Genomic DNA, 21,146 nt, shown 5'->3' with positions numbered 1-21,146 from the left:
AGAATGCAGGGTTATTTCTGTTTGCCTGCTTTTGTAGTATATATTTATATAGTATGCTTCCCAAACAAAACAGTTTGGCTTTTTGCTTACCATATTTCTGCCTTTGGGGCTTATACAGCCCAGGCATTTTAATTTGCGGCCTTTGCAACGAGAATCTTCAAGGATGGCGCAGCACAAATGCAATAACTTTAATTTTGAAATAGCGGCAGGATTGTAGATGCCCTATTTATTCACATTAATTTGAGATAGAATTTTCATTGTCTGGATAATTAACTGTAACATAGTGTGTTTACTAAATTAAATGCGATTATGGAAAATTATCAGAATCGTCATCAGCACCAACCCAAAAAAGCCCGTGCTCACACCAACCACGATTCGCACCCATCATCAGGGCATGAAAAAGTTCATGATATCCATTTGGAGCATGATGAACATATGGGGCACCATACAGCAGATTTTTTAAAGCGGTTCTGGCTGTGTCTCGTTCTGACAATTCCGGTTTTGATGTTGTCTGAAATGATTCAACATTGGTTTGGATACCGTTTAGTGTTTCCCGGTTCTAAATTTGTTTTGTGGGGATTAAGCATGACGATTTTTGTGTATGGAGGGAAGCCATTTTTAGTTGGAATGGTGAGGGAGATGAAATCCTCTAGTCCAGGCATGATGACTCTGATCGCCATTGCTATATTAGTCGCATTTGCGTACAGTACGGCGGTTATTTTTGGTTTACCGGGTATGGATTTTTTCTGGGAGCTGGCGACTTTAATTGATATTATGTTGCTTGGCCATTATTTTGAGATGCGGTCGCAAATGGCGGCTTCACGGGCATTAGAATCATTAGTCGCATTGCTTCCTTCAACTGTTCATATAGAACGAAACGGCTCTGTTTTCGATATCCCTTTAAACGAGCTCAAAAAGGCTGATATAATTTTAATAAAGCCCGGAGAAAAGATTCCTGCCGACGGAGAAATTATTGATGGGTATTCGTCTGTAAACGAAAGTATGCTAACCGGTGAAAGCCTTCCTGTCGAAAAACAGAAAGATGATAAAGTTATAGGCGGCTCTATTAATGGAGATGGGTCTGTAAAAGTACTGGTTACGGGCACCGGCAAAGATAGCTACCTGAACAAGGTTATTAAAATGGTAGAAGGAGCACAGGCTGCCAAATCTTTCACCCAGAATCTTGCAAATAAGGTGGCAAAATGGCTAACATATGTATCACTCACTATTGGGATAGCAACTTTTATATTTTGGTTTAGCAAGGAAGGTAGTTTGGCTTTTGCTTTAGAGCGAATGGTGACTGTAATGGTAACATCCTGCCCACATGCTCTGGGTGTGGCCATTCCCTTAGTAGTAGCAATTTCGACATCGCAGGCCGCGATAAATGGACTTCTTATTAGAAACCGCACAGCTTTTGAAAACTCCAGAAAATTAACGCTTGTTATTTTTGATAAAACCGGGACTTTAACTGAAGGATCCCATCAGGTTAAACAGGTTATTTCACTGGATAATCAATACACGGAAAATGATATTTTGCAATACGCGGCAGCTCTGCAGCAGAATTCAGAACATTATATAGCTAAAGGAGTATTAAAAACACTAGGGGAAAAAAAGCTTGAACTTTGGACTTCCTCTGAATTTGGCTATTTACCTGGAATAGGTGTAGCAGGGATCGCTAAAGGAAAGAAGGTAGTTGCCGGAGGGCCTAACTATTTCAAAAATGAAAATAAACCCATGCCAGATATCCCTGAACAAATCGACCAGGCTTCGGAAACGGTTAACTTTTTAATTATTGATGGTATAACGGCAGGGATTATAACTCTTGCAGATACAATCCGCCCTTCATCGGCTGCTGCTATTGCCGAACTGAAATCTATGGGGATCAAATCTTATTTACTTACAGGAGATAACGAACATGTTGCAGAGTCGGTTTCGAAAACCTTAGGAATGGATGGCTTTTTAGCTAATGTTCTACCCGACAAAAAACAAGAAAAGGTTAGAGAGTTCCAACAAAAAGGCGAATTTGTTGCAATGACGGGCGATGGAGTTAACGATGCTCCTGCATTAGCGCTGGCAGATGTTGGAATAGCCGTTGGATCAGGAACCGATGTTGCGGCAGAAACAGCAGATATTATCTTGGTAAACAGCGACCCTCACGATGTGGTTGGTATGATAAAATTTGGCAGGGCTACCTATCGAAAGATGATTCAAAATCTGATTTGGGCAGTTGGATACAACGTAATAGCAATTCCTTTAGCGGCGGGCATTTTATATCCGGCTTTTATGCTTAGTCCGGCAGCGGGAGCCGTTTTAATGAGCCTAAGTACTATAATAGTAGCTGTTAATGCCCAGTTCTTGCGAATAAGCAGATAAGACAATTAATAGTCGTTTTTTTAAGGTGCTTTCATGTTACTTAACAGGTAGCGGAGGCTCAGGAGTTTGACAGATACCAGAAGGTATTTTAAGTTCTATGTGCTGGTTAATAGTTACAGTACCTTACAACTAATCGTCATAGTGATTTCCTGGCCTCGGGGCTCCGTAGCTATCCTCGAACTAACTTCAGGATGTCTGATCTAACCACCCCAGGTAACCTTTCCTGGCGATAATACCAAAGCCTGATAAAGATAAAACCAGGGTGACCCAGGCAATGGAGTAAGAGTAAGGTGAATTCTGTAAACTGGAAAAATGCGACCAACGCAAATACACCAACAATAATCATGGCAATTAACGCTATTTCCGCCGACTCTTCATGCTCATGTATCAGATTTTAGAAATACATTGAAGATGCTCTACAGTCTCCTCTGCGGCTTCTCCGGTTTGATGTGCTATTACGGCACCGACAGACGATATAATTAAAACAAGATAAGCTACGCTTAATGTTGGTGGCGTTTTAATGGCCAGTCCATAGGCTAAAACAATAGCTCCTGTTATTGATCCGAATATAGGAAGGTGGGTAATAAGAAGGTGTAAATGAGTCTGAAAGATCACCTATGATTATGATTGGCTTTAACCAAGATTATGGCCGATTGGTTACTATGACTTAAAAACCGCAATATCCGGGCCTTTGTCAGTTTAAAGGTACAATGATAGAGTAGCCAATTACTCCATGGTCAACAAAGGGGCTGGAGCGGAAATTAAGGTTTTTACTGCCAATAATTTTTTTCTTAAGCCAGGGGTAAAGAGTATAAGAGGCTTTGGTTGACAAAATACCTACGCCTGCACCAGCTAGTACATCGCTTAACCAATGTTCATTCTTGACCATTCTGATTGCCCCCGTTGCTGCTGCTATCGAATAGGCAGTATATCCAAACCATGGCGATTTATCTTTATATTCCAGTCTCATGAATTCCGCTGCTCCAAACGCTAAGGCTGTATGTCCGGATGGAAACGAGCGAAAGTCTCCTTGAGAGGGTCTGAGTTTGTGAGTCTTGTCTTTGAGGAAGTCAACCGATTTACTCATAATGATATTTGAAATCAGATAAATAGCAGAGCGGTCGATCAAATTGTTTTTTCCTTTAATCCCAAGAAGATTTAACGAATATACCGCCATAATAGGGGCGTAGCGCAGGTTGTCGTCCCAATGCGTTGAAAAACCTGGCTTTCCCTCAACAAGCTCATGTCTGATACCGATGTCCAGATTTTGAACAGGTTTATTTTCTAAGGACATAAATCCATACGACAATAACAATGCAGGTGCGCCGTACGCAATCAGTTTCGAACTAACATGAAAGCTTTTCGCGGTTTTGGAGGAATCCGGCGGGCGACTAATAGTATCCTGTGCGAATGTTGTGAATTGAAAGGCAAGAAAATGCAGGAATGTCAATATGAAAAATTTCATGGGGCTGGCTTCATTAAAGATAAGCAAGCGATTCACTATAAAAATCTTCAAAAAGTCATTATTTATTGCTTTTTATTTAATTTAAAAAAGATCCTTGAATTTTCCTCCTTGCGGAGTAGTTGCCAGACCCGCTCCTGTAAATCAGTAGTTAGTTGTACGAATATATAAAGCGCTTAAATCAGCAGAGAACTTTATCCGGCACTGAAGGATTCCGGTCTTCATAGGATAGTAGGGACTGGATTGTTGGTTTGCCGGATACTTGAAATTTGATATTGGTTTAGAAATAGCTGAATGTTTGTATAATTTCCTTTTGTCGGCTTTTTGACCGGAGGCCCAGGTCGTTACTGCTCTTTTTAAGCTCAATTATTAAGCGATAGGTTAGTTGGGGAGTCGGACTTTAGCACAGGAATACATAAAAGAGGCCGGTTCTATCTGAACCAGCCCCAGGGAATTATTCAATCTAAAGGATAAACTCCTTTTTGGTAACGTTGCCCGGTATATCGGCAGCACTAACAATCAGCTTTGTGCCTTCCAGAAGAGGGTTTGCTGCTGTAGTGTTGTAGATCCAGTCGACACCGTTAGTTCCCAACACTGCTTCGCCTTCCTCGATTGCAGCATCGCTGCTGTCTTTAATCTCTAGCCGTACCGATTCTACTTTAAAATCGTCGGTTGCCCGGATCCTTATTACCTGTCCCATCAGACCGGTATAATCAGAAGAATCACATAACCTGATCTCCGGTGCCTTACAGAAATCAGAGACTGCAAGATTATAAGCCGTCTGGTTTCCCTGAGTTTTGGCTTGATAGATGGCTTTTGTTGCTTCGTCAGCAATCACTGTTTTAGCGTACAGCACAGCGTTGTAAAACAGCTCCCGTGTTGTTATCTGAGAAATTGTGTCGGGCTTGATTTTTGGCCTCGGCCTTTTGGCGATAATTGTTTTACCCCCGCGCTGCCTGTAAACTAACTGGTCGCCGATGCGGCCGCTTGCACCTTTTACTAAATCATTATTTTTTAATTCCATGTTTTTATTTTTATGTTAAACAATCTGTTTCACATTTGAAATTACCGGTAACGAAATGCTTGAGTCAAAGGTAAGGCGAGATCGGACTAATACCTCATGTCTGGTGCCGTAAAGGCGGTTTTTCACAGTTTTGTACCAGGTTGACGGCTATAAACGGAAATGGCGTTTTTGTGCCGTAATGTCTGATTTTGACGCGGCTCTTAGAACCGCTATAGGACCGCTTAAGGACCGCTCAAGAACTGCTCAGGGAATGCCCGCGGAAATGCTGTCGGATTGCTACCGGGAATTGTGTATTTGTGGGCTATGTACGAAAATGACGGTTTGATTTAAATGCGGGTAATCATTGCAATCTGGCGGCCCATCGTTCTGCGGTGGCCGACACCTGAATCCAAAAATAATCAGACTAAAATTTCAATATGGTTTCCAGGGGCTTTATTTTCCCTTTCTTTTTTTCAAGGAGGGGATCAAGGCGGGTACGGTCGACCCAGCTTTACTATTCTACCGGGCTCATTAATTATATATTCCGGCAAACCCGGTAAAATAAAAAGCCCCAACACCGTGCCGGCGTTGGAGCTTATGGGAAAGAACCGTTTTGTGTTGTTAAGCCTAGCTCATCAGGTAGGGAGCCAGCTGGTCTGTGGGAACATTAAGGTATTTGCTTGCCTGATATAGCGTTATTTCCTGGCCTTTCTGTAAGCCAAAATGTTCTCTCATTTTTTGCATGAGCCGCTGACAGCTGCGCTCGCATTTCCCGCTGATCCGTACCATGTCGGCGGTGTAAATAAACAGTCGTGGTATATGTTTCATAAGGTGTTTTTTTTTTCTTTAAAGTTAAGGCGGGTACGAGGCAAAGTCAATACCCTCAGGCACTTTTAGAAAATTGTGAAAGGCTCCCGAAAAGGCGTTGTTAAACTGTAAAGAGTGATTCGAGAGGGATTGCGAGTTTCGAAATGGCTGTTGAAGCCGGGTTATGAAAATAGAAATTGGAAATTTGAGGGAAATGGAGGTGAGGGGAGTGGTTTCGGGCTGAAATGCCGCTGGCTAAAGGGTTATCGAAAAAAAATAGCGATTTTGGGGTTTGAAAGAATGAAGCCAGATTTGAATTAACCGGAACCGCCTCCTTAGTCATTGAGAGCTGTGGACCCGACGCAAATAACACAGTCAAATTTTACAAGTCCAAAGTATAATACTCTCTTAAACTTCAGCAAAAAACCGCCTCATACTTGATTAAATATGAGGCGGCTTCTTTATTTTATAGAACCAGCTTATTGGTTTATATCAAACCTGTCAAGGTTCATCACTTTTACCCAGGCTGCTATAAAGTCTCTAACAAATTTTTCTTCAGCATCTGTGCTTGCGTAAACTTCTGCTACTGCTCTCAACTCAGCATTTGATCCAAAAACAAGATCCGCACGAGTAGCGGTATACTTAGGTTGCCCGCTTTTACGGTCTGTACCTAAATATAGTTCCTTGTCTTCGCCCATCGCTTTCCATGCTGTGCCCATATCGAGTAGCTTAACCAAAAAATCGTTTGTGAGCACACCAGGGCGGTCTGTGAAAATACCATGCTTAGAGCCATCGAAATTCGTGTTCAATGCACGCATGCCTGCAAGGAGCACCGTTAGTTCCGGAACTGTTAGCGTCAGGCTTTGTGCTTTATCAATCAACAGCGCCTCTGTCGATACCGGCGTGTTGAATTTCCGGTAATTACGGAAACCATCTGCTTTTGGCTCGAGGTATTTAAAAGATTCTACATCGGTCTGTTCGGCAGATGCATCCATGCGGCCCGGAGCGAAAGGTACGGGTACGTTGAATCCAGCATCGCCTGCTGCTTTTTCAACAGCAGCGCTTCCTGCTAACACGATCAAATCGGCAAGTGACACTTTTTTTCCTCCTTCCGCTGCTCCATTAAACTGATTTTGAATACCTTCAAAAATTGCCAGTACTTTGGTTAGCTGAATAGGATTATTTACATGCCAATCTTTTTGCGGCGCCAACCTGATGCGGGCACCATTGGCACCACCACGCTTATCGGAACCACGGAAAGTAGAAGCAGACGCCCAGGCAGTAGAAACCATTTCAGAAACACTAAGGCCAGCTCCCAGAATCATCCCTTTGAGTGCTGCAACATCCTGTTCATCAATTAAAGTGTGATTAACTGCCGGAATCGGATCCTGCCACAACAACTCCTCCCGGGGAACCTCTGGTCCGAGGTAACGGGAACGCGGACCCATATCGCGATGGGTTAGCTTGAACCATGCACGAGCGAAAGCATCCGCGAAAGCATTGTGGTCATTTAAAAAGCGTCTTGAAATTTTTTCATATTCAGGGTCCAGCCGCAACGATAAATCGGTTGTGAGCATGGTAGGTCGATGCTTTTTTGAAGGATCATGGGCATCCGGCACAATCTCTCCGGCATCTTTCGCCACAAACTGATGTGCGCCGCCCGGGCTTTTGGTCAATTCCCATTCAAACGCGAAAAGATTTTCAAAAAAGTTATTGCTCCATTGTGTAGGCGTGGTGGTCCAGGTAACTTCCAATCCGCTGGTAATGGTATCGCCGGCTTTCCCCGAGCCAAAACTATTAACCCAGCCAAATCCATTCAGTTCCAGGCCTTCGGCTTCCGGCTCTTTACCCACATTGTCTGAAGATGCGGCTCCGTGCGTTTTGCCAAAGCTATGTCCGCCTGCAATCAGGGCAACTGTTTCCTCATCATTCATAGCCATTCGGCTGAAAGTAGTACGTATATCTTTTGCGGCTGCAATTGGGTCGGGGTTGCCATCTGGTCCTTCCGGATTTACATAAATCAGGCCCATGTGTGCAGCAGCTAAGGGTTCTTTTAAGTCGCGGGAGTGGATTTTTCCATCTGCATCCTCATCAGAAGGTAATACGCCGTGGGATGCAACACCCTCAACACCTTTTCCGTAACGGTCTTCGTTGCCCAGCCAGGTTGTTTCTGAGCCCCAAAATACATCTTCGGCTGGTTCCCAAACATCAGCACGGCCACCCGCAAAACCAAATGTTTTAAAGCCCATGCTTTCTAATGCAACATTACCAGCCAGTATCATTAAATCTGCCCACGATAGCTTTTTACCATACTTTTGCTTAACGGGCCACAAAAGCCTCCGTGCCTTGTCAAGATTTACGTTATCAGGCCAACTATTTAAAGGAGCAAAACGTTGCAAGCCCATGCCTCCGCCACCACGGCCATCAAACACGCGGTAGGTGCCGGCGCTGTGCCAGGCCATCCTGATGAAAAGTGGGCCATAGTGCCCGAAATCAGCAGGCCACCAATCCTGAGAATCGGTCATTAATGCATGCAGGTCGGTTTTTACTGCCTGCAGGTCAAGGCTTTGAAACGCTTTTGCATAATTAAATCCCGGGTCCATAGGGTCGGAAATTGCGGCATGCTGCCGGAGAATACCAATGTTTAATTTATCTGGCCACCAATCGCGGTTTTTGGTGCCGCCAGAAGCGTTTTTTAGGGCTGCGCCCGAGAATGGGCATTTTCCTGCGCTTTCGCTGTTCATGCCTTCAATCGTATTTTCCATGTTTTATAAATTGATTCGTCTGAACATCTAATTTACGGGATTATACTATTCAATTTCCATTTTAAAAATTGATAGTGATATAGATGAAATTGATAATGGTGGACAGGGTTTCATTCGTGACTCTATGGTGGTGTCCAGCGAATACGGACTGGGCGTCGGTAATAAGCTGAATGCGTCTTTGGAGTACTACGAATAAGTTGAACGTTCATATGAAACTATTTTGACTAAAATGGAGGTCACCTATGGTTTGGCTTCGTTTACTACTGACAGGTTTTACCTCCGAATTCGAAACCATAGGAAGAAATGCTATGACTTTTTTTTAACTTTAAATGAAATGAGGGCCATTTAATGTACCTTTAAAGTTTATTCGTTGTGCCCATTTAGCTCGAAGAAAAATCTTTTGCGAGTAACGCTTTCAATGCTCATGTATTCAGCCATAAAAATTAGAATAATTGTAGTTGTTTTACTATTTAGCCAACTCCAGGCCTTTTCGCAGATAGTAACAAACGTCAGGCATTATTCTACCGCGGAGGGATTATCTGATAACAGGATCACAGATGTCATCAAGGATAAGGAGGGATTTATGTGGTTTGGCTCATGGGCCGGCATAACCCGTTTTGATGGATTGCGATTTGTAACGTATAAGTCATATCCAGGCGATCGGTCCAGTCTGGAGAGTAATAGAATAGATGAGATAGTTGAGGGGTATCAATCGCGGCATTTCTGGCTGAAGGCATATGACAAGCGAATATATCGTTTTGATAAACGGACCGGGGATATCGAATCTTTGTCTAAAATATTGAATCAGCCAGCCTTAAACAAGATTTCGTTCACCAGAATATGGTCAGCCAAAGGATCGAACCTTTGGCTGCAATCAGAACGGATGGGTGTCTACCTAATTTCTAATTCTCATGGCGCTCAGCCAAGGATTACAGTATTTGCCAGCAATAAAGATTCAAATCACAAATTGCCTTCTAATTCTATTGATTTTTTTCAAGTTGATAAAGATGGTAATGCATGGGTAGGTACAAAAGGAGGTATTGTCCATATTAGAAAGGTCTCTGATGAAAGATACAGAGTAATTAATTTGTCCTTAAAAGTTCATCAAGAGATTACCTCTCTGGTTGAAGTAGGAGATGGTAACACATGGTTATTAGGAAATTCAGGAAGTTTAATTGGCGTAGACAAAAATCTAGCTAAAATTGGCGAAATCAAATTTGCATCCTCCATAACCAAGATTAGCGAATCCAGGCGATCAAATGTATTCTACTGCACAACTTTAAGCGGGGAGCTTTACTCTATATCCGCACAGGGTAGGCCAACTTTACTTTTGAAGACAAAGGACTCTTCCACTTTGTCATATGTTTTTGAAGACAGTCGTGGCAACCTATGGATTGAGTCTGCATCTTCTGTGGTAATAAGATATGACCCCAAGACCAGGACGACTCAACATCTCTTTGTGAGAAATGCTTACCCTTATGATCCTGGCGTCATTAACTATCCAATGTTCGAAGATAAAGATGCGCGGGTATGGATAAACATCAACAAGCAATTACATGTCTTTCAATCAGAAAGTCGAGGTGTTATCCCTTTAGAAAAATTATTAGACAATCGCCATCAAATGCTGCCTGGAATCATAACCAGAGTGTTCTATGACACTACAGGGGTACTTTGGATCGGTTCGGGCTATGATGGTATTAGCAAAATTGTATTTCAAGAGCAGGCGTTCACAAGAAAGATATTAGTTCCTGCAGGGAAGAGCAACGAAGATAATGATGTAAGGGGAGTGCTTTTCGATAGCAAAAATCGCCTGTGGGCGGGAACAAAAGCAGGGAAACTATTCGTCGATGAAAGAGGCCAGATAAGTGAGGGTCCTTTGAACGGGAAATCAATAAATAAAGCGGGAATCTATTCAATTTGTGAAGACTCAAAGAATAATATTTGGTTTGGAACTAAAGCAAACGGCCTTATACAGGCAGTGCCTTCAAAAAATACTCATGCTGATTATTTAGTTTATCAATATACGGTCAGCCAAATGAAGGAATCAATTAGTAGCAATTCTATTTATTGCTTATTTCAGGATCGTGAGGGCCGACTTTGGGCGGGTTCTTATGAAGAAGGCTTGATTTTGATTAATAGTGGCCGAGGTAAAACGGCTTTTAAGACTTTAAAAAATAGTTTTCGAAATTATCCAAAGGAAGGTTTTCGGAAAATAAGGCATATTGCTCAAGACTCGAAGGGGCTTATCTGGGTTGGTACAACCGACGGTTTGCTGATTTTTAATCCCAATTCAGGGACGCCGGAACGGTATTTGTTTCGTGCTTACAGAAAAAAAGCCGGCGATATTCATAGTTTAGGAGGGAATGATGTTCAGTATATAATACGCGATTCTGACAATAATATGTGGGTATTAACAACGACTGGCGGTTTGAATCTAGCCTCCCGTTCTAATCCCTTGCAAAAACTTTCCTTTATAAATTTCTCTGTAAAAAACGGCTTGCCCAGCGATTACTTACTTAGCGGAATTGAAGATGAGCAGAAAAATCTTTGGATAGCAAGTCAAAATGGCTTATTAAAATTCTCATTAAAGGACAGAAAGTGGCAAACCTTCAACAGAAATGACGGGTTAGGAGCAGCCAATTTTTCCGAAGCTTCCTGCTCAAGAGCTCAAGATGGCAAAATTGTATTTGGCACATCTTCCGGGTTGATCACCTTTTATCCTAAACAGATTAAGTCTTCGCAGACTAATGCAAACCTTGTATTCTCAAATTTGCAAGTGAACAGCCAGGATATCATTCCAGGGCAAGGTTCTCCGTTAAAATTTACTATTAACGAAACAAGGAGGCTAGTATTAAAGCATGATCAAAATTCAATCAGCATCGATTTCGCTATACTAGATTTTCATTCAACAGAAAATCAGAATTTCGCCCACCGGTTATTGGGTTTTGACAGTGTTTGGAACAATAGCGCGGGTCAAAAAAGGGCAACCTACACTAAGTTACCTCCTGGTGATTATACATTCGAAGTCAAGAGTTTAAATGACGATTTGTACAGAAAAGCTCCATTCAAATCAATAAATATTATTATTTCTCCCCCATTCTGGTTGACGTGGTGGGCATATCTGCTTTACGCCCTCTTATTTGTTTTCGCTGCATTTTTGATACGTCGGGTTGTGGTCACCGTTTTGAAATTAAAGCAGTCTGTAGAGGTCGAAAAGCGGCTGGCAGAATTGAAGCTCAATTTTTTTACGCAGATATCTCATGAATTAAGAACCCCTTTGACTTTAATCATCAATCCGATTGAGGAGATTCAGAAAAGTACAAATCTCTCAAAAAAAGAGAATGATTATATAAATGTTGTTGTTAACAATTCGCATCGAATGCTTCGCCTTGTAAATCAGGTGCTGGATTTAAGAAAGGTTCAAAGCGGTAATGTGAATATGAAGTGGGAAGGAGTTGAAATAGTTGGCTTTATTAATTCAATTATTGAATACTTCCGTGATACGTTAATGAACCGGAATATCAGGATAGAAGTTCGTAAAAATACTCCCAAAATGGTCGTAAATATTGACCGTGATAAAATAGAAATCGTAGTTTATAATCTTTTAGCTAACGCAATAAAGTTCTCTGATAACAATTCATCAATCTTTGTCCAAATACTTCAGTCTGATGATCTGCAAAATTTAACCCTGGAAGTCGCTGATCAGGGGCCAGGTGTTGAAGCCACCGAACTGGAAAAAATTTTCCAATTATACTACGAAGGAAACCATAAAAAAGACCATCAGGTTAAGGGTTCGGGGATTGGCTTAGCTCTTTCTAAGGAGCTTATTGAGCTGCACAATGGAAAGATATACGCTTCAAATCAGGATATCGGAGGGTTAAAGGTGGGGTTTATCCTGCCTCAGAATTCTTCTGATGCTATGGAATTGAAGACCAAAAATGATTGTGAAATTACTCAAAAGCTGTGGTTAGATGAACAGCCGCAAAACTTTTCCACAAGTGAAGAGCTATCCCAAAATACGAGTGCAATGTCGCGGTTGGTTCTTATCGTAGAAGACAATGATGAACTGCGCTTGTTTCTCAGCTCCAAATTGTCAGGGACCTATAAAGTAGAAACTGCTATAAATGGCCTTGAAGGTTTAAACAAAGCTCGAAGTTTATCGCCCGATTTGATCCTGTCAGACGTTATGATGCCCGAAATGGATGGGATTCAGTTGCTTGATGCAGTAAAATCGGATAATGCAATCAGTCATATACCAGTTATTTTACTTACCGCTAAATACTCTGTTGAGACGCAATTAGAAGGATTGCGGTATGGTGCAGACTACTATATTACAAAGCCTTTCAAGATGGAGCTATTGGAGGGCGCCGTTAACACCATTATTTCAAGGCGGCAGAAGGTTCTGAGAACTCTTATGATGGAGGAAAAGGTCTCAATAAGTTCGCCGGAAATGACTGACTCTGAGGCTGAAACTGATGTTAATGTTACCGAACTAGAAATGGTAATGACGGAACTTGATAAGAAATTTCTCGAAAAGGTTATAGCTATTGTAGAAGAAAAACTTTCTGATTCCCAATTCAATATTGAAGATGTAGTAGATCAGTTAAATATGAGTAGGTCAACCTTCTACCGAAAGTTGAAGAGTCTAACCAATTTGACACCAGTAGAGCTTGTGCGAGAAGTCCGGCTAAAAAAAGTTAAAAATTTGTTTGATGCAGGTGAGGATAATATATCCACTGCCGCCTATTCCGTGGGATTCACTAATCCTAAATATCTTACGTTCTGTTTCAAAAAACGCTATAAGCAGAACCCTTCAGATTATATCAGAGCCATCAGAAAGCGATAGCTGAATACTGCAGCTTAAAACAACCAGTTTGTATCACGCAGCTTAACTTAGGTGGAAAGGAGTGGTCAGTTGAGTGTTTTGACTAAAAAAATGACCAAATTGCCCAATATTTGGTCTTTCCTACCACACGCTTAATTCATATTTGTACACGCGGTCGGATGATAAACAGCTGCCAATTGAGATATGAAGTCAATTAGGTCTTCACCTTATAAGCCATGCTTATTAAACAAAAATTATAACCGATTCCATCTAATGCATGAGGGTGCCATTCGCTGCGAAGTTGCTTAGAGGACATTATATTTTGTTGGCGCTTAAGTATAAAAACTAATCAGAAATAATAAATATGAAACCAAAAAAACACACACTATTGCTTTGTATGCTGTTGATATTCGCTATCAAATCATTTGCACAAAAGGCAGAAGAAAGATTAAGTCTCTGGTACGACAAACCCGCAACAAATTGGAATGAAGCTCTTCCTATTGGGAACGGTCGTCTGGCTGCCATGGTTTTTGGCGATTTAAATAATGACCGACTGCAACTAAACGAAGAGACCATATGGGCTGGCGAGCCAGGCAATAACATTCCTAAAAATGTTTACGAGCCTATAGAGAAAATTAGAAAGCTGCTTTTTGACGGAAAATACAAGGAAGCTCAAGCTCTTTCAAATCTGACATTTCCCAGATCTGCACCTCCGGATCTGAATCACGGTATGCAGTATCAAACTGCCGGGAATTTATTTATTCGTTTTCGGGGTCAGGAGCAGGCAACAAACTATCGTCGTGATCTTGACATAAGCAAGGCCGTGAGCAGTGTTTCTTATCGCAATAATGGAGTCAATTTCAGGCGGGAATACATTACTTCTATTCCAGACCAAATTTTACTGGTACGACTTACTGCTGATAAGCCCGGGAAAATTTCATTTACACTTGGAATGAACAGCCCTTTTAAGGAGTATCAGGTACAGACAAAGAACGGGAGACTGCTATTGTCTGGACTTTCAAGTTCTACTGATAATAAAAAGGGAAAGGTACGCTATCAGATCCAGGTACAACCTCAGGCTGAAGGAGGAAAAGTGTTTGCTACCGACAGCACTATTCAAATATCAAATGCCAATGCTGTAACACTGTTTATTTCTATTGGGACGAACTACATTAATTATAAGGATATCAGCGGTAATGAGGTTCAAAAAGCTGCAAGTCACCTAAACAATGCATTAAAGAAAAGTTATAGTACTATTAAGGCGGCTCATATCACATCTTACAAAAAGTATTTTGACAGAGTATCCCTTGATCTGGGCACAAGCGATGCTATTAAGAAGCCAACAAATATCAGAATTGCAGAATTTGCAAAAGGCCAGGATCCGGCATTAACCTCACTCTACTTTCAGTTCGGGCGCTATCTGTTAATTTCAAGCTCTTTGCCTGGTTCTCATCCGGCTAATCTTCAAGGGAAATGGAATGACAAATTAAGCCCGCCCTGGGATAGTAAATACACTGTTAATATTAATACAGAGATGAACTATTGGCCTGCTGAAGTAACTGCCTTACCTGAAATGCATCAGCCACTTTTCCAGATGTTAAAAGACCTTTCAATTACCGGTAAGGAAAGCGCTTCCCAGATGTATCATGCAAGAGGATGGAATCTTCATCATAATACCGACGCATGGAGGATCACAGGTCCTGTCGACGGTGGGTTTTATGGAATGTGGCCGATGGGTGGGGCCTGGTTGAGTCAGCATTTATGGCAACATTATTTGTTTACTGGCGATAAAGGCTTTTTAAAGCAGTACTATCCAATTTTAAAGGGCGCGGCAATGTTTTATGTGGATGTCCTGCAGACAGAGCCCACGCATAAGTGGTTGGTCGTGGCTCCGTCTATGTCACCGGAAAATACCTACGAGAGTGGAGTTGGCGTAAGTGCCGGAACGACTATGGATAATCAGCTTGTGTTTGACGTCTTTTCGAACGTTATCAGGTCATCCTCCGTACTCGGTACAGATAAATCTTTTTCCGATACTCTTAAATCAATGATCAAGCGTATTCCGCCAATGCAAATAGGACGCTTCGGGCAGTTGCAGGAATGGCTACAGGATTGGGATAAGGAAAACGATCGTCATCGTCATGTTTCGCATCTATATGGATTGTTTCCAAGCGCCCAGATTTCTCCTGATAACACTCCTCAGTTATTTGAAGCAGCAAGAAACACTTTGATAACCCGAGGCGACAAGTCTACGGGCTGGTCCATGGGATGGAAGGTAAATTTGTGGGCTCGGTTGCTGGATGGGAACAGAGCCTACAAATTAATTGCTGATCAGCTTAACCCTGCACCAGCGGAAACATCCGGGCAAAATGGTGGCACCTATCCAAATCTTTTCGATGCTCATCCTCCGTTCCAGATCGATGGAAATTTCGGCTGTACTTCCGGAATCGCGGAAATGTTGCTTCAATCCCATGATGGAAATATACATCTACTACCAGCTATTCCTGACCAATGGAAAAAGGGTACTGTAAAAGGGCTTATAGCAAGGGGTGGTTTTATAGTGGATATAACCTGGGAAAATGGGCAGATTATCAATTTGAAAATAAAATCAAATCTCGGCGGAAATTGCCGGCTAAAAGTTCATAATGCGATTTCAGCAAAAGGGACCACAGTTTTAAAATCTGCCACTGGTTTAAATTCAAATACATTTTACGCTATAGCTGATGTACAGAAGCCATTAATTGCCAACGCGGCCTCTTTGAAGGGTATCGAAATTCAAAAGGGAAATCTTTATGACTTTGAAACCCAGGCAGGTAAGGTTTACGAATTTGCAAAAAGATAATTCAGTATATGATAAATAAACATTATTTCCTGCTGGCCATCGGTCTTTTGACCTTTGCTGCAACCAGCGCACAGTATGCAAATAGAAAATATAGTTGGGATAATCTTCCAACAGCCGAGATGCCGAGCTTCAAACAGGATACATTCAATATCACTAATTACGGTGCAAAACCAGATGGGCAAACCCTAAATACCGCAGGTATAAATAAGGCAATAATAGACTGCAGTGTTAGAGGGGGAGGAGTAGTATTGATTCCCGGTGGCGTATGGTTAACTGGTCCGGTTCAGATGCAAAATAATGTTAACCTGCATATTACCAGGAGTGCCATCCTGTTATTTACCTCAGATTTTAACCAATACCCCTTGGTTCGCGGCAACTACGAGGGTAAACCGTCCATGCGGAATTTATCACCTCTTTCAGGAACCAATCTTGAGAATATCGCTATTACTGGTACGGGAGTGATAGACGGTAACGGCGATCATTGGAGAATGATTACCAAAGACGCTTTAACCGAGCGGGAATGGAAAGAGAAAATCGCCAGCGGTGGCCTGCTAAGTGAAGATGGGCGCACCTGGTTTCCTTCCGAAAAGACAAAAAAAGGCCATCTAACCAAAGATCCGGGAGCTATTCTCCCATCCAAGGGGATGGAGGATTATGCTGATGTTAAGGATTACCTACGACCAACCCTCTTAAATTTTACTGCTTGCAAAAAGGTGTTGCTTGAAGGGGTGACTTTTCAAAACTCTCCTGCATGGTGCCTTCACTTGCTCCTTTGTCAGGATTTAACAATGAAGAACGTCTTCGTTAAAAACCCTGATTATGCACAAAATGGTGATGGTCTTGACCTGGAGTCGTGCAAAAATGTTGTGATTGATGGTTGTACATTCGACGTCGGCGATGATGGAATTTGCATAAAATCAGGAAAGGATCAAGCCGGCCGCGACCGGGGCATACCAACAGAAAATGTGCTCATTAAAAACAGTTTCGTGTATAAAGGGCACGGCGGTTTTGTAATTGGCAGCGAGATGAGTGGGGGAGCGCGCAATATTTTTATTTCTGATTGTAGCTTTATGGGAACTGATAAAGGACTGAGGTTCAAGACTGCCAGAGGCCGTGGTGGAATTGTTGAAGATATCTATGTCCGGAATATATACATGAAGGATATCGTAGATGAAGCCATATACTTTGACATGTATTATTTTACGAAACCACCAGCAAAAGGAGAGAAAGTGGAAGTGCCCGCAGTAAGTGAGGAAACTCCCCAGTTTAGAAATTTCAGTATCCAGAATGTGGTTTGCCATGGAGCTAGAAAGGGTATTTTTATACGCGGACTTCCTGAAATGAGTGTGAAAAACATCCGTATTCAGAACGCTGAGCTGAGAACTGAAAGAGGAATTGAGATCATTGAAGCTGAAAATATAAGTTTAAAGGACATTAGAGTCATTACTTCTCAGACCAATCCGGTGGTGTATGTTGAAAGCAGTCAGTCGATAATCGTAGATAAACTATTGTATTCCAAGAACTCGGAATTGCTGTGTAAAGTAAACGGCGAGAGGTCGAAAAGTATCGTAATAAGTAATACTAATACCCAAACGGTTAAACACAGAATTGTCGCTGAAAATGGCGCAAAAGAAAGTTCAGTAACGTTAAAATAATGAGATCGTACATTAAATATATTTTTATAGTCCTCGGGATAATTGGGATGTCCTTTATTAATAAACCCCGCAAGATGAGGATTTTCCTGGTGGGAGATTCCACGATGTCTGAAAAGCAACTAGCGGCGTATCCGGAAACGGGTTGGGGGATGGTGTTTTCTAAGTTTGTTGATACTTCGAACACTGTGATTTATAATGTTGCACAAAACGGTCGGAGCACGAAGAGTTTTCTGCAAGACGGAAAATGGGCTCCAGTACTAGATAGTCTTCAAAATGGGGACATCGTTCTGATTCAATTTGGTCATAATGACGAAGTGCGGTCAAAAGTCCAGTCCACAACAGAAAGGGAATTTCAAAGAAACCTGAATAAGTATATCACAGATGTTAAAGCTAAAGAGGCGATACCTGTATTGATTACCCCGGCTGCTAGAAGAAGCTTCACCAAAGATGGAAGGGTCGCAGATACTCACCCAGTATATTCAGACCTCGTACGCAAAGTGGCGAGGAAAAAGAAAGTAAATCTGATCGAGTTGGACCGTAAAAGTCGCGATTTGTTGCAAAATTATGGACTTGATAATTCGAAATGGTTGTTCAATCACCTCAGGCCCGGCCAGAATCCGAACTATCCTGAGGGAAAAGAAGATAATACGCATTTCAGTGAGTTAGGAGCAAGGAAAATGGCTGAGATAGTTTATGCGGAGTTGAAAAGCCAGAACCCGGCGCAAATTAATGATCATTTTTTCAAGCCTAAGCCCAAGAAATAAGAACCATGTTTATCTCAAAAAGAGTCTTTGCGCCACTAGTTATATTAACACTCTGTTCATTTATGTTACCCGAGCAGGAAATTACAGTTTACCTGATTGGAGATTCAACAGTTTGTACACAACCAGTCTCACAGGCTCCGGTCACCGGATGGGGAACTCCCTTCGCTGTTTTTTTTGATAAAACAGTAAAGGTTGAAAATCATGCCAGGGGAGGCCGGAGCACACGAACTTTTATCAGCGAAAATCGCTGGCAACCCATTGCCGATGCATTAAAGCCGGGCGATTATGTTTTTATACAGTTCGGCCATAATGATGAGGCCAAAGAACCTCAATACCGGGAACGATATACCTCGCCCGGAGATTATCGAAAAAACCTTGTTCGTTTTATATCTGAGTCCAGAGCTAAACAATCTAAACCGGTTCTTGTAACACCCGTGTCAAGGAGGAAGTTTAACACTGAAGGGAAGGCAATGAAAACACATATTGAATACTCTAAAGTTGTTGAAGAAGTTGCCGCGGAATATAAAGTTCCGATGATTGATCTCGATAAGCGTAGCCGGGAGTTGTATGATTTTTTTGGAGTAGATGGATCGAAAGCATTATTCAATATATCTGAAGCAGGATCAAACCCTCAATTTCCCGACGGGGTTAATGATGGAACCCATTTCAGCGAATACGGGGCTAGGCTTCTTGCAGAAGTTGTGCTTGATGAAATGAAGAAGGCAAACGTAGATTTAATAAACAGGTTGGTAAAACCGAAAACAAAATAATGATGACCAGATTTTTATTTAATATAATTCTTTTAGTCGCCTCCATAGGCACTTCAATAGCTCAACAAACTTTTCCACTTTCTATCACCGTAGCTTTGGATGGAAGCGGTAATTATAAGTCGATTCAGGAGGCCGTAAATTCGGTGCGTGATCTTGGACAGCAACGTGTGAAAATCTTTATCAAGAAGGGAATATACAAAGAGAAGCTGTTTATTCCATCCTGGAAAACGAATATCTCTTTAATCGGCGAGAGTTCGGAGTCTACAATCATCACCGGGAATGATTATTCAGGAAAACCTGTTCCCAATGGGAAAGATATTCTTGCCTTGGAAAAGTATTCAACTTACACTTCTTACACAGTTTTGGTACAGGCAAATGATGTAGTGCTGGAAAATTTGACGATTGAGAACACCGCCGGACGGGTAGGGCAAGCGGTTGCACTTCATGTGGAAGGTGACAGGATTGTCGTTAAAAACTGCCGCATCCTTGGAAATCAGGATACGCTGTATACCGCTACAGAAGACAGCCGCCAGTATTACCAAAATTGTGAGATTGCCGGTACTACGGATTTTATCTTTGGTGAAGCAACCTGTGTTTTCCAGAGTTGTACAATTCGCAGTCTTACCAACTCCTTTATTACAGCATCAGCACAAAGACAGTCTCAAACGTTTGGGTATGTGTTTTTTGATTGCAAATTAATAGCTGAACCAGAGGCTAAAAAAGTTTATCTCGGCCGTCCATGGAGATCTTATGCAAAGACAGTCTTTATTAAAACAGATATGGGATCGCATATAACCCCTGAGGGCTGGCACCCATGGCCAGGTGACAAGATGTTTCCCAATAAAGAAAAAACCGCTTTTTATGCTGAGTATCAAAGCAGAGGAGAAGGGGCCGCACCTGATAAGCGAGTAAAATGGTCAAAACAACTTTCAAGTAGAGATGCTAAGAAGTATACACTCCGTAATATATTTAGTAAAACAGAAATCTGGCTTCCAGAAATTGCCAGCCAATAAATACTCTTTATGAAAGATCCGGATGCTATCAGGGTAGGTAACGATTATTATTTGACTTCGTCATCATTTGAAGATATTCCCGGTCTACCGATCCTCCATTCTACAGATTTGGTTAATTGGTCAATTATTGGTCATGCTTTGTTATTTCAGCCACCTTTTGAACGCTTCATGAAAAGCAGACTGGAGAAGGGGTTTGGGCACCATCTATACGTTTCCACAATGGGGAGTTTTTTATCTATTACCCGACCCTGATTTTGGAATTTACGTTGTAAAAGCGAAAAATCCTGCCGGCCCCTGGTCTGCCCCGGTGATGGTTGCCGAAGGAAAAGGATTAAAGTGAGTCAGAAAAATTTATTAAAAGAATGCCCTTCGAACTCACTAATAGCTGGATTTTCTCCCCATCTTAATGTTACTGCAGCAACCCCTTCGGCTTTTATTGTTTCATGCGTATGATGATAATGTAGTTAATGCCAGAAATAGCCTGAGGTATTTTGAAGCTCTAGTGAACAAAAATTTTCGGTCAAGCCTGCATGTTTTCTCTCAAGGAGGACACGGAATTGCCTTGAGAATAATCCCCGTTCTGATTGGATGGTGGAGATGGGATTTATACCGTCCATAAAGGGCTTGAAATAATGGGCTTTTTACACCCCAGACTGAATTGATTGTCTCTAAAAACAGAGTTCAGATTCATTGTTTGTCGTAATTTATCCTCCAATATTCCTAATGCTTAACTCCTCTTAATATATCCTTTCCTAGCAGATAAATCTGTTTTATTATTAGCCACTAAAAAGGATATATGTTGGTGAGAACGATCAAGGCAATCATACATTACTTGCACGTGTATTTTAAGTGGAAATAGCTCAATAT

General features: G+C 41.8%; 14 protein-coding genes. 9 read left to right on the top strand and 5 right to left on the bottom strand.

What is annotated here, in order from left to right:
• The first annotated feature begins 309 nt into the window (after positions 1-309).
• A complete protein-coding gene (locus WG906_RS06225; protein ID WP_339991680.1) occupies positions 310-2,373 on the top strand; it encodes a copper-translocating P-type ATPase in 2,064 nt (687 codons plus the stop codon).
• A gap of 387 nt (positions 2,374-2,760) precedes the next feature.
• Here the strand turns inward: WG906_RS06225 and WG906_RS06220 are convergent, their stop codons facing one another.
• The 5 genes from WG906_RS06220 to katG form a co-directional block, all read right to left on the bottom strand.
• On the bottom strand, positions 2,761-2,988 hold the full coding sequence (locus WG906_RS06220) for a hypothetical protein (RefSeq protein WP_339991679.1): 228 nt from the start codon (positions 2,986-2,988) through the stop codon (positions 2,761-2,763).
• 79 nt (positions 2,989-3,067) lie between these two features.
• The gene (locus tag WG906_RS06215) at positions 3,068-3,838 is read right to left on the bottom strand and encodes a phosphatase PAP2 family protein (RefSeq protein WP_339991678.1); all 771 of its coding nucleotides are present in this window, start codon (positions 3,836-3,838) and stop codon (positions 3,068-3,070) included.
• Between the two features lie 460 nt (positions 3,839-4,298).
• Positions 4,299-4,859: a hypothetical protein gene (locus WG906_RS06210; protein ID WP_339991677.1), complete on the bottom strand. Its 561-nt coding sequence runs from the start codon at positions 4,857-4,859 to the stop codon at positions 4,299-4,301.
• 606 nt (positions 4,860-5,465) lie between these two features.
• Entirely contained in the window at positions 5,466-5,666 is a 201-nt protein-coding gene (locus WG906_RS06205; RefSeq protein ID WP_339991676.1) for a hypothetical protein, read from the bottom strand.
• Positions 5,667-6,124: 458 nt separating this feature from the next.
• Positions 6,125-8,410, bottom strand: a complete 2,286-nt coding sequence (gene katG, locus WG906_RS06200) for a catalase/peroxidase HPI (protein ID WP_431844464.1) — start codon at positions 8,408-8,410, stop codon at positions 6,125-6,127.
• 424 nt (positions 8,411-8,834) lie between these two features.
• Here katG and WG906_RS06195 point away from each other — a divergent pair, with 424 nt between their 5' ends.
• The 8 genes from WG906_RS06195 (at position 8,835) to WG906_RS19430 (ending at position 20,898) form a co-directional block, all read left to right on the top strand.
• The gene (locus WG906_RS06195) at positions 8,835-13,256 is read left to right on the top strand and encodes a hybrid sensor histidine kinase/response regulator transcription factor (RefSeq protein ID WP_339991674.1); all 4,422 of its coding nucleotides are present in this window, start codon (positions 8,835-8,837) and stop codon (positions 13,254-13,256) included.
• 343 nt (positions 13,257-13,599) lie between these two features.
• Positions 13,600-16,077 carry a glycoside hydrolase family 95 protein gene (locus tag WG906_RS06190; protein WP_339991673.1) on the top strand — a complete coding sequence of 826 codons (2,478 nt, stop codon included), beginning with the start codon at positions 13,600-13,602 and terminating at the stop codon, positions 16,075-16,077.
• A gap of 8 nt (positions 16,078-16,085) precedes the next feature.
• Positions 16,086-17,732, top strand: a complete 1,647-nt coding sequence (locus WG906_RS06185) for a glycoside hydrolase family 28 protein (protein ID WP_339991672.1) — start codon at positions 16,086-16,088, stop codon at positions 17,730-17,732.
• A 74-nt stretch (positions 17,733-17,806) separates the two neighbouring features.
• Positions 17,807-18,496, top strand: a complete 690-nt coding sequence (locus WG906_RS06180) for a rhamnogalacturonan acetylesterase (RefSeq protein ID WP_339991671.1) — start codon at positions 17,807-17,809, stop codon at positions 18,494-18,496.
• Between the two features lie 62 nt (positions 18,497-18,558).
• Positions 18,559-19,266: a rhamnogalacturonan acetylesterase gene (locus tag WG906_RS06175; RefSeq protein WP_339991670.1), complete on the top strand. Its 708-nt coding sequence runs from the start codon at positions 18,559-18,561 to the stop codon at positions 19,264-19,266.
• Positions 19,266-20,279: a pectinesterase family protein gene (locus WG906_RS06170; protein WP_339991669.1), complete on the top strand. Its 1,014-nt coding sequence runs from the start codon at positions 19,266-19,268 to the stop codon at positions 20,277-20,279. The genes WG906_RS06175 and WG906_RS06170 overlap by 1 nt, the downstream gene beginning before the upstream one ends.
• A 9-nt stretch (positions 20,280-20,288) precedes the next feature.
• Entirely contained in the window at positions 20,289-20,531 is a 243-nt protein-coding gene (locus tag WG906_RS06165; protein WP_431844462.1) for a family 43 glycosylhydrolase, read from the top strand.
• 154 nt (positions 20,532-20,685) lie between these two features.
• A complete protein-coding gene (locus WG906_RS19430) occupies positions 20,686-20,898 on the top strand; it encodes a prolyl oligopeptidase family serine peptidase (protein WP_431844461.1) in 213 nt (70 codons plus the stop codon).
• Positions 20,899-21,146 lie beyond the last annotated feature (248 nt).

The sequence above is a fragment of the Pedobacter superstes genome (genome assembly GCF_037622515.1).
In the GTDB taxonomy this organism is placed as follows: Bacteria; Bacteroidota; Bacteroidia; order Sphingobacteriales; family Sphingobacteriaceae; genus Paradesertivirga; species Paradesertivirga superstes.
This window is presented reverse-complemented; position numbering and strand designations above follow the sequence as displayed.

What these genes read in the sequence shown, in the direction of transcription:
- WG906_RS06210 (WP_339991677.1), bottom strand. Translation starts at nt 4,859, where the DNA reads ATGGAATTAAAAAATAATGATTTAGTAAAAGGTGCAAGCGGCCGCATC.
- WG906_RS06215 (WP_339991678.1), bottom strand. Translation starts at nt 3,838, where the DNA reads ATGAAATTTTTCATATTGACATTCCTGCATTTTCTTGCCTTTCAATTC.
- WG906_RS06180 (WP_339991671.1), top strand. Translation starts at nt 17,807, where the DNA reads ATGAGGATTTTCCTGGTGGGAGATTCCACGATGTCTGAAAAGCAACTA.
- WG906_RS06195 (WP_339991674.1), top strand. Translation starts at nt 8,835, where the DNA reads ATGTATTCAGCCATAAAAATTAGAATAATTGTAGTTGTTTTACTATTT.
- WG906_RS19430 (WP_431844461.1), top strand. Translation starts at nt 20,686, where the DNA reads ATGTTACTGCAGCAACCCCTTCGGCTTTTATTGTTTCATGCGTATGAT.
- WG906_RS06205 (WP_339991676.1), bottom strand. Translation starts at nt 5,666, where the DNA reads ATGAAACATATACCACGACTGTTTATTTACACCGCCGACATGGTACGG.
- WG906_RS06185 (WP_339991672.1), top strand. Translation starts at nt 16,086, where the DNA reads ATGATAAATAAACATTATTTCCTGCTGGCCATCGGTCTTTTGACCTTT.
- WG906_RS06170 (WP_339991669.1), top strand. Translation starts at nt 19,266, where the DNA reads ATGATGACCAGATTTTTATTTAATATAATTCTTTTAGTCGCCTCCATA.
- WG906_RS06175 (WP_339991670.1), top strand. Translation starts at nt 18,559, where the DNA reads ATGTTACCCGAGCAGGAAATTACAGTTTACCTGATTGGAGATTCAACA.
- katG (WP_431844464.1), bottom strand. Translation starts at nt 8,410, where the DNA reads ATGGAAAATACGATTGAAGGCATGAACAGCGAAAGCGCAGGAAAATGC.
- WG906_RS06165 (WP_431844462.1), top strand. Translation starts at nt 20,289, where the DNA reads ATGAAAGATCCGGATGCTATCAGGGTAGGTAACGATTATTATTTGACT.
- WG906_RS06190 (WP_339991673.1), top strand. Translation starts at nt 13,600, where the DNA reads ATGAAACCAAAAAAACACACACTATTGCTTTGTATGCTGTTGATATTC.
- WG906_RS06225 (WP_339991680.1), top strand. Translation starts at nt 310, where the DNA reads ATGGAAAATTATCAGAATCGTCATCAGCACCAACCCAAAAAAGCCCGT.